This window comes from uncultured Enorma sp. (genome assembly GCA_905210055.1).
Classification (GTDB): domain Bacteria; phylum Actinomycetota; class Coriobacteriia; order Coriobacteriales; family Coriobacteriaceae; genus Enorma.
The window spans coordinates 1-8597 of the sequence record CAJLVH010000075.1 but is presented as its reverse complement, the minus strand read 5'-3'; the positions used below and the strand labels follow the sequence as shown (position 1 = coordinate 8597).

8 protein-coding genes are annotated in these 8597 nt (G+C 64.8%); 4 read left to right on the top strand and 4 right to left on the bottom strand.

What is annotated here, in order from left to right:
• A partial coding sequence (locus QZ079_RS05965; RefSeq protein ID WP_297036361.1) for a metallophosphoesterase occupies positions 1-712 on the bottom strand: 712 nt, incomplete at its 3' end.
• Positions 713-977: 265 nt separating this feature from the next.
• Between QZ079_RS05965 and serC the strand changes: the two genes are divergently transcribed.
• The 3 genes from serC (at position 978) to QZ079_RS05950 (ending at position 4833) form a co-directional block, all read left to right on the top strand.
• Complete coding sequence (serC, locus tag QZ079_RS05960) at positions 978-2078, top strand: 3-phosphoserine/phosphohydroxythreonine transaminase (protein ID WP_297036358.1); 1101 nt, start codon at positions 978-980, stop codon at positions 2076-2078.
• A gap of 169 nt (positions 2079-2247) precedes the next feature.
• Positions 2248-3411 (top strand): phosphoglycerate dehydrogenase, encoded by a 1164-nt coding sequence (locus tag QZ079_RS05955; RefSeq protein ID WP_297036355.1) that lies wholly within the window; start codon positions 2248-2250, stop codon positions 3409-3411.
• A 165-nt stretch (positions 3412-3576) separates the two neighbouring features.
• On the top strand, positions 3577-4833 hold the full coding sequence (locus QZ079_RS05950; RefSeq protein WP_297036352.1) for a DUF1015 domain-containing protein: 1257 nt from the start codon (positions 3577-3579) through the stop codon (positions 4831-4833).
• A 27-nt stretch (positions 4834-4860) separates the two neighbouring features.
• On the opposite strand, the gene QZ079_RS05945 is transcribed toward QZ079_RS05950, so the two are convergent.
• Together QZ079_RS05945 and QZ079_RS05940 are read right to left on the bottom strand one after the other, a co-directional pair.
• Positions 4861-5565 carry a DUF1287 domain-containing protein gene (locus tag QZ079_RS05945; RefSeq protein WP_297036349.1) on the bottom strand — a complete coding sequence of 235 codons (705 nt, stop codon included), beginning with the start codon at positions 5563-5565 and terminating at the stop codon, positions 4861-4863.
• A gap of 58 nt (positions 5566-5623) precedes the next feature.
• Entirely contained in the window at positions 5624-6703 is a 1080-nt protein-coding gene (locus QZ079_RS05940; protein WP_297036346.1) for a putative manganese transporter, read from the bottom strand.
• A gap of 617 nt (positions 6704-7320) precedes the next feature.
• On the opposite strand from QZ079_RS05940, the gene QZ079_RS09465 reads away from it, so the two are divergent.
• A complete protein-coding gene (locus QZ079_RS09465; RefSeq protein ID WP_366926435.1) occupies positions 7321-7935 on the top strand; it encodes a 3'-5' exonuclease in 615 nt (204 codons plus the stop codon).
• An 18-nt stretch (positions 7936-7953) separates the two neighbouring features.
• On the opposite strand, the gene QZ079_RS05930 is transcribed toward QZ079_RS09465, so the two are convergent.
• Positions 7954-8487 carry a phosphatase PAP2 family protein gene (locus QZ079_RS05930; RefSeq protein ID WP_297036343.1) on the bottom strand — a complete coding sequence of 178 codons (534 nt, stop codon included), beginning with the start codon at positions 8485-8487 and terminating at the stop codon, positions 7954-7956.
• Positions 8488-8597 lie beyond the last annotated feature (110 nt).

Genomic DNA, 8597 nt, shown 5'->3' with positions numbered 1-8597 from the left:
TATCGTCACAGGCTCCCACGGGGACCACGCAGCCGCGGCCTTCGGCATCCACGCACATGTCCTGCTTGAGCTCGGCATAGCGCGCGAGCACGATCGAAGGCGTATGGCCTGCGACGACGACCGGTCCCGTACCGTCAGCGGCCACGAGGCCCGTCGGACACCCCCAGAACTCCTCGCGCGTCCACAGAAGCGTCTCGGGGTCTTGGTGGGCAAGCATGTTGAGCAGGTCCTCGCGCGACGCCTCCGCCGCACCGCGCCCATCGAAGACGTCGATACCTGCCGTGGCGAGAAATGCACGCGCCTCGAGCGCGTCGATTCCCGCGTGCACGAGGATGTAGCGGCGCGTCGCGGTGTCGACCACGTCGAAGAGCGGCAACGCCTCCACCCAATCCACGAGCTCCGCCAGCTCGTCCTTATCGAGCGCGTCGAGACCGAGCGCCGTGGCAACGCCGCCGTTCAGTGCCCAGGTGAAGCTATCCATGTCGCCGGTCTCGCGCAAGATATCGACAAGCATGCGCTCGTGGTTGCCCATGAGCACGTGCGTGTTGGGAAGCGAGCGCACGAGCTGAATCACTCCAAGGGGCTCAGGACCTCGGTCGACCATGTCGCCAAGAACGTAGATCGCGTCAGAATCGCCGGGCGAGGCGAGGCCGAGCGCCTCATCGAGCGCGGCCTTATGCCCATGGACATCGGAAAGCACGTAGATCGCCATGTTCCACCCCTTCGACGACGTGTGGCTGTTCCCCATTGTACCCGCCCGACGCAGCAGCTGCCGCGACGCCCGCCCGAATGCCGCGGCGCCGAAAGATTGCCGAAGAAACGACCGCGCGCGTTTAATCCCACTATTTCACTCGGGTTAACTGGTCGCAGCATCCCAGTCCGCACGCGGCGCTATGGTAGAGTAATCGAACCTCGGCGGCGGATCTTTGCTCCCAGTCGCCACGCCCGATGACCCATCGACCAGCCAGGGAGGTATGATGGCCCGCGTGCACAACTTCTCCGCCGGCCCGGCGGCACTCCCCGAGAGCGTCCTGCGCGAGGCGGCAGACGAGCTCGTCGATTTTCGCGGATCCGGCATGTCGATTTTGGAGATGAGCCATCGATCATCGGCATTCCAAGAGGTCATCGACGATGCCGAGGCCACGCTCCGCCGCGTTGTGGGCATCCCCCAAACGTATCGCGTACTCTTCCTGCAAGGCGGTGCCACGCTGCAGTTCGCCGGCGTGCCGCTGAACCTCATGTGCCGAGGAGGCGCAGGATATGTGGTCACAGGCCTCTTCTCGAAGAAAGCGCAGCAAGAGGCGATGCGCTACGGCAAGGTCGAGGTGCTCGCCACGGGCGAGGGCTGCGGCTTCTCGCGCATCCCGGACCTCGCGCCCGTCGAGCAGCGGGCGGCGGCGGGCGACCTCGACTACATCCACATCTGCCAGAACAACACCGTCTATGGCACCATGTACCACGAGCTTCCGCGCTGCGGCGAGGTGCCACTCGTCGCAGACGTCTCGAGTTGCTTCCTTTCCATGCCGCTCGATATCGAGCGCTACGGGCTCGTCTATGCCGGCGCGCAGAAGAACGCCGGGGCCGCGGGCGTCACCGTCGTCATCGTGCGCGACGAGCTCCTCGCCCAAGGCCCCGCGCTCCCCTACTGCCCCACGTACCTCGACTATCGCCAGCAGGCGAACGCCGGCTCCATGCTGAACACCCCCAATACCTTCGGCATCTACCTGTGCGGCAAGGTATTCAAGTGGGTCGAAGACCACAGCGGGCTTGCCGGCATGGAGGCGCGCAACCGCGAGAAGGCACGCCTCATCTACGAGGTGCTCGACCGCAGCAGGGTCTTCCATCCCTTCGCAGAACCCGGCTCGCGCTCCATCGCGAACGTTACGTTTCGCTGCACCACGCCCGAACTCGACGCCGCGTTCATCGCCGGCGCACGTGAGCGGGGCATCGAAGGCGTCAAGGGCCACCGCGCCGTCGGCGGCATGCGCGCGAGCATCTACAACGCCGTCTCCCTCGAGGACGTACAAGCCCTCGTCGCCTATATGGAGGAATTCGAATCCAAACATCAAATCGAGTAAGATGAGCCAAGCACCCTTACCCCGCCTTCTTGTCGCAGGGGAAGCGCAGGCGTTTCGTGCGTTCCTCCCCGCGAGTTCCGCACGCAAAGGAGGCGCCAGTGGCGCCTCCGTCTTGCGCAGGACTGTTTGAAGCGGGGAGGAACGCACGAAGCGCCGACAGGAGCACACCATGCGCAAGATCAAAATCATCGATGACATCACCAAAGACGGCCAGGTCACGTTCGGCGCGGGCTACGCCTTCGTCGAGGACGCCGCAGCAGCCGACGCCATCCTCATGCGCTCGACGGATCTGCACGGCTACGAGCTACCTGCGAGCATCCGCGCCATCGCGCGCTGCGGTGCCGGGGTGAACAACATCCCCGTCGACGAATACGCACGCCGCGGTGTGGTGGTGTTCAACTCGCCCGGCGCGAACGCGAACGCGGTCAAGGAGATGGTGCTTTGCATGATGGTGCTCGCAAGCCGCGGCGTCGTGCAGTCGATGGCATGGGTGCGCGAGCATGCCAGCGATCCCGACATCCTTACAAATGCCGAGCACGTGAAGAAGGCGTTCGTCGGCCACGAGCTCCGCGACAAGCGCGTGGGCGTGATCGGCCTCGGCAACGTGGGCTCCAAAGTCGCCAACGCCTGCGTCTACCTAGGGATGGACGTCTACGGCTACGACCCGTTCATCTCGGTCGAACATGCCTGGGAGCTCTCGCGCGACGTCCAGCGCGTGGGTACGCTCGAAGACCTATGCCGCAACTGCGACTACCTCACCCTGCACGTACCTTCGAAGGCCGATACCCTCCACATGATCGGCGAGGAACAGCTCGCGCTCCTCGCACCGGGCGCCGTGCTCATCAACTTCGCCCGCGAGAGCGTCATCGACGAAGACGCTGTCGACGCCGCGCTCCATGCCGGGCAGCTCTCCTGGTTCGCAACGGATTTCGCCACCCCCAAAACTGTGCTCATGCCCAACACGTTCGTCACCACGCACTCCGGCGCCGGCACGGAGGAAGCCGAGGCGAACTGCGCGGACATGGCGATCTCTGAACTCAAAGACTACCTGGAAAACGGCAACATCGCGCATTCCGTGAACTATCCCAGCTGCTCCATGGGCAAGGCGCGCGCCGCGAGCCGCATCGCCTGCCTGCACGCGAACGTGCCGAACATGATCGGCCAGATCACACGCATCCTTGCCGACGATAACGCCAACGTGCAGCGCATGGTGAACGAAAGCGCCGGCGAGAACGCCTACACCATGTTCGACACCGATGAGCACCTCGATGCCTCGACTATCGAAGAGCTCAAGCAGATTCCTTCGATGTACCGCGTCCGCGTGATCAAGTAGGCTGTCCACACGGCATTCCATGCATCGCGGGGCAGCGACGACCGAACCCGCTCCACTGCGTCGACGTTTTTCGACACTTTTGGACTCCAAAGACGAAAAAGTGGCGGAAAATGTCTACGCAGTGAGAAAACCTAGCCTCTCCACCCGACGTTCCAAGGAGCACCCATGCGCGTCCTGCCCTTCCCCTGCATCCGCCCCGTCCCTGAGCGCGCCGCCGAGGTCGCCGCCCTTCCCTACGACGTCTTCGACCGCGTCGAGGCGGCCGCCTACGTCAAAGACCGTCCGCGTTCGTTTTTGAACATCGATCGGCCGGAAACCCAGTTCCCGCCCGAGCAGGATATGTACGCCGCCGAGGTATACGAGCGCGGTGCGGCGCTTTTGCGAGAGCGCATCGCAGACGGCACATTCGTCGAGGATTGCAACCGCGCCTACTACATTTATGAGCTCGCATGGCAGGGGCACGCGCAAACGGGTCTCGTGGGCGTGTGTGCCATCGATGAATACGAGAACGGCACCATCAAGCGCCATGAACTCACACGCGCCGAGAAGGAGCAGGATCGCGTTGAACACATGCGGGCGCTCGGCTGCCAAACAGGACCGATCTTCCTCACCTACCGCGACGAGCCCGTGCTCGACATCATCGTCGGCGCGGCGAAAGAGGGCTCGCCGCTCTATGCCTTCACCGACGACGCCGACGTGCGCCAAACCATCTGGGAGGTCGCGCGACCGGAGGCCATCGAAGCCATCCACGCCATGTTCGAACGCATCCCGTGCGCCTACATCGCCGATGGGCACCATCGCACCGCATCGGCCGTGCGCGTGGCACAGGAGCTCCGCAAGGCTGCGCGCGCCAACGGGACCTACACCGGCACCGAACCGTTCAACTTCTTCCTCTCGGTACTTTTCCCGGCAAGCCAGCTCACCATTCTGCCGTATAACCGCGTGGTGGCAGATCGTGCGGGACTCACGGCAGCGGAGCTCGTAGCCCGGATCGAGGAGGAGGGTTTCATAGCCGAACAATCTCCATGCGCCGTAAAACCCGAGCAGCCGGGGATATTCGGCATGTTTGCCGAAGGCCGCTGGTGGAAGCTCAGCCTGGGCGCGGCGCTCGCGGCAGAGGTGTCCGCCGGCGACGCGGTGGAGCGGCTCGATGCAAGCGTTTTGCAGAAGCGCGTGCTCGCGCCCATCTTAGGAGTAGGGGACGTGCGGGAGGACCCGCGCATCTCGTTCGTGGGCGGTATCCGGGGAACGGACGAGCTCGAGAAGCGAGCGGGCGCGGACGGCGTCGCGTTCGCGCTCCATGCGACGGGCATCGATCAGCTGCTCGACGTGGCCGATGCGGGGCTCCTCATGCCGCCGAAATCCACCTGGTTCGAGCCGAAGCTCAGAAGCGGTCTCTTCATCCACCGTATCTCAAAATAATGCGCTCTGCACTAGGTGCTGAACGTATCACTTCTCACCTATGCGGTAGTGGCCGATGACCCTTCCATAGCTCTCGAGCACGTCTTCTTCGTAGGCGAGCTGAAAAGGCCCTGCATGATGGATGAGGTAGGGCACGCCCTGCGCGTTCCGGCGATCGCTCACGATGCCGATATGCCCGTCGTAGACCACGATGTCCCCGCCCTGCCACGCCGCGATGTCGGACGTATCGCAGGTAAGCGACTCAGCATGCCGCTCGAGGTAGACCTGTATGTTCGCCACGCGGCGAAAGTCGATGTTCGCGTCGCGCGCCTCGATGCCATACGCCTCGGGACGCGCGGCGATGTCCTCGTCCATGAGCGCGCGCAGATCGAAGCCAGCACCGCGCAGCGCAAACGCGACGACATCCGTGCAGACGCCGCGCCCGTCATCTGGATAGCCGCCCGCATAGTACACGCTGCGGTAGCGAGGTCGCGTCTGCACATAGGCGAGTGCGCTCTCGAGGATGTCCGACTGGTCGTCGACACCGTCGCCATCACGATCGCCGGGCGATTGATAGGCGGGCACCACAGCGCCGTAGCGGTCGGCCGGTCGCACAGCCGAGGTGATGCCGACGTTTCCGGTCGCAATGAGCGCCAGGCCGCATGCAGCGGCAACGACGACCATCGCAAGAACCGTCGCCACAGCGAACCAGCGCTTTCTCGCCTGCTTCTCACCGCGATCACGCAACCTCATCGCCCCTCCTTCAAACGAGATAAGCCAGACAGCCCGCCTGTATCATCGTGATGCATCGTTACCAAAGCGAGAAGAACAAACCCCACAGCACGCCGGCAACAAGGAGCAGCACCAGGATGACGAGGTTCTCGCGTAGATTGCGGTTCGCGCGGAAGAGCACGAGGTAGCCCGCGCCCGCGGCAACAAGCGTGCCTGCCATGAGCGGGCCGAAGCCCAGCACGCCTTCAAGGTAGAGCTGGGTGATGACCACGCTCGCCGCGCAGTTGGGGATGAGCCCCACGAGGGCGGCAACGAACACCGCCACGCCCTCGTTTGCAGAGAGCAACGCCGCGAGCGCATCCTCCCCCACCGTCTCGAGGATGAGCACCAGCGCGAACGTGGTGATGAAGATGAAAGCCGTTACCTGCACGGTATGCGAAAGCGCGCTGCGAACGATCGACCATGCGCTGCTATGGTGATCGTGGTGGTGGTCATGCGCGTCATGGGCATCGTGTTGCTCATGGGCACGATCCCCCTCTGCAGCACCCGCGCGAGCATGTCCCCCTGTGCCCCCAAGCACCTCGGCGTGTACCTCTTCGGCGCGCCCATCGTCGCAACCGCATCGATCCTGCTCGCACAGGCGATGGATGCGCCCGACGCCCTCACCTGCCGACGCCATCGCCTCGACGAGGCCCTCCTCGCCGCCGCGGCCGCGCGCGACGCTCTGCAGCGCCGCATGGACGCGGGCGTTTCGCCGAATGAGGCGCAGCAGCGCGTCGAGCAGCATACCGGTCGCGAGCGCGGCCAAAGCCTTGCCCACAAGAATCGACGCGAGCTCACCCGCTTTGATGCGCTCCGCCACGAGCAGGGGCAGCATCTCATCGGATGTGGAGAGGAACACGGCGACAAGCGTTCCCAAGGTGATGACGCGCCCCGCATAGAGCGTCGCCGCCATAGCCGAGAAGCCGCACTGCGGGATGACGCCCAGCAGCGCACCGATGCCAGGGCCTGCCGCGCCGGCGCGGCGCACCAGGGCGCCTGCACGGTCGCCCGCCGCATGCTCAAGCGCCTCGAGCACCAGGTACGTGATGAAGAGGAACGGCACGAGTGGCAACGTGTCCTCAAGCGCATGTTCGATCAGGTGAAACAATAGATCCATGGAGCAGGGCTCCCCTTCTTTCATATCGCTTTCGTCGCGCGCAGCAAAGCGAGCAGCGAGCGTGCTAGGATACAGATCGATACCGATTTCGACGCGGCGCGGCGACTCAGCAACGCAGCGGTTCGGCATGAGCGGCAACGACGCACGGCGTGTTCATACCCTCCTCGCGAAAGCCGTTGCGCTTCGACGTGATTTCGCCATGGTATCCACGTTGGTTCCATGTGGCAAGCGATATCAGCATGTGAGAGGTGTTTCCATGAATGTAGAGCAGGCCCTCGATTACACGATGCAACCCTCGATGCCCTTGCTCTTTGGCGGCGAGGGCGCGCTGCAATCTGAGCGTCAGAAAAACGAGGAGGCGCTCCGCGCGCTGCTCGATGCCTACGCAACAAGCGATGAACCGGGGTTCTCGTTCGACATCGTCCGCCAGCTCGCCGACCGCAACCGCGGACTCTGCGACCAGATTGGCGAGGCGAAGCTCCGCAACGTGAACTCCGTCGCACTGGCGCGCGGCCTTTCCGACACCGACATCTGCCGAGGAATCGCCGCGCTGCAGCAGCGCCCCGCCGAAGAGGTGGAGCGCGAAGTGGCGGGGGGGGGACCGCGATGCGTTCGCCGTGGCCTACGTGAGCGCGCAGGTGCGCGGCACCATCATCGGCATCGACATCGAGACGACCGGCACCGCCCCGGAGCGCGGCTACATCATCAACATGGGGCTCGAGCTCATGGAGCTCGCGGCAGACGCCGAGCCGTTCGCGGGCGGCGAGCGCTTCTACGGCCTTCCCGAGGAACCGTATCGCACCGCCGGCGTGCCGCTCACACAGATCCACGGCATCACCTGGAGCGACCTGGAGGGGAAGCGCCCCTTCCGCGCGGATGCGGAGGCGCAGGCGGCGCTGCTCGATCTCATGAAGCGCTACCCCATCATGGCGCATAACGCGTCGTTCGAGGACTCGTGGTTCCGTCTGCATCTCAACGGCTATGCCGAGGCACGGCGCGCGGGCGAGATCGTGGTCGTGGACTCGCGCGATATCTGCCGCCGGCTCGATGGCGAGGTCGCCGCCCTGCCGCGCGAGAGCGCTCCGGCGAGCCTGGAGAACTGGGCGCGGCGCCGCGGCACGCTTTCCGCAGACGAGAAGGAGCGCCATCTCGGGCTCGCCGATGCCGACCTCATGCTGCGCACCGTGCAGGCAGAGTTCTCGCTCAAGAACATGTTCTCCCCGCGCGCATAGCGCTCATGGCTCATAGGGTTACGCGGCGTGCGAGGGATGGGGCAGCACGCGAAGAACCCGCGCCGCAACGATACCGAGCGCCGCGCCGAGCGCCGCACCCGCGAGCACGTCGGTGGGAAAATGGACGAAGAGGTAGAGTCGCGAGCACGCGATGAGAATCGCGAGCAAGAAGGCAGGCGCTGCGAAGCGACGGCAACCCGCGGGAAGGCTCGCTGCGAGCGCTGCCGTAGCCGCGAAGGACTTTGCCGAATGCCCCGAGGGAAACGACCATCCGCCCGGTTTGGGGATGAGGAGCTCGACGCCCGCATCGAGCATGAACGGCCGTGGACGCGCCACAAGCGGCTTCAGGGCGAAATCGACGACGAGCGTGCAAAACGCAAGCGCGATGAGGACCGCAGCACCCGCGCGACGCGTGCGCCGTGGGACGATGAGCGCGCATCCCAGCACGAGCCACACGAGCGAACGGTCGCCGAGTGTGGTGACGCCCACCATGAGCGCATCGAGCTCCGGCGTATGCAGCCCCTGCAGCCCCCGCAAAAAATCTAGCTCCACCCCGTTCCTCCCTTCAACACGTTCGGCAACACCCCGGTAACAGGTTGACGCGCAACACGTTGGGGACGGGTGCGTTTATGTCGGTTTCGTCACGTTGGGGACAGGCTTCA

Excerpts from the sequence above, each read along its gene's own strand:
- serC (WP_297036358.1), top strand. The coding sequence starts at position 978 with ATGGCCCGCGTGCACAACTTCTCCGCCGGCCCGGCGGCACTCCCCGAG.
- QZ079_RS05955 (WP_297036355.1), top strand. The coding sequence starts at position 2,248 with ATGCGCAAGATCAAAATCATCGATGACATCACCAAAGACGGCCAGGTC.
- QZ079_RS05950 (WP_297036352.1), top strand. The coding sequence starts at position 3,577 with ATGCGCGTCCTGCCCTTCCCCTGCATCCGCCCCGTCCCTGAGCGCGCC.
- QZ079_RS05945 (WP_297036349.1), bottom strand. The coding sequence starts at position 5,565 with ATGAGGTTGCGTGATCGCGGTGAGAAGCAGGCGAGAAAGCGCTGGTTC.
- QZ079_RS05940 (WP_297036346.1), bottom strand. The coding sequence starts at position 6,703 with ATGGATCTATTGTTTCACCTGATCGAACATGCGCTTGAGGACACGTTG.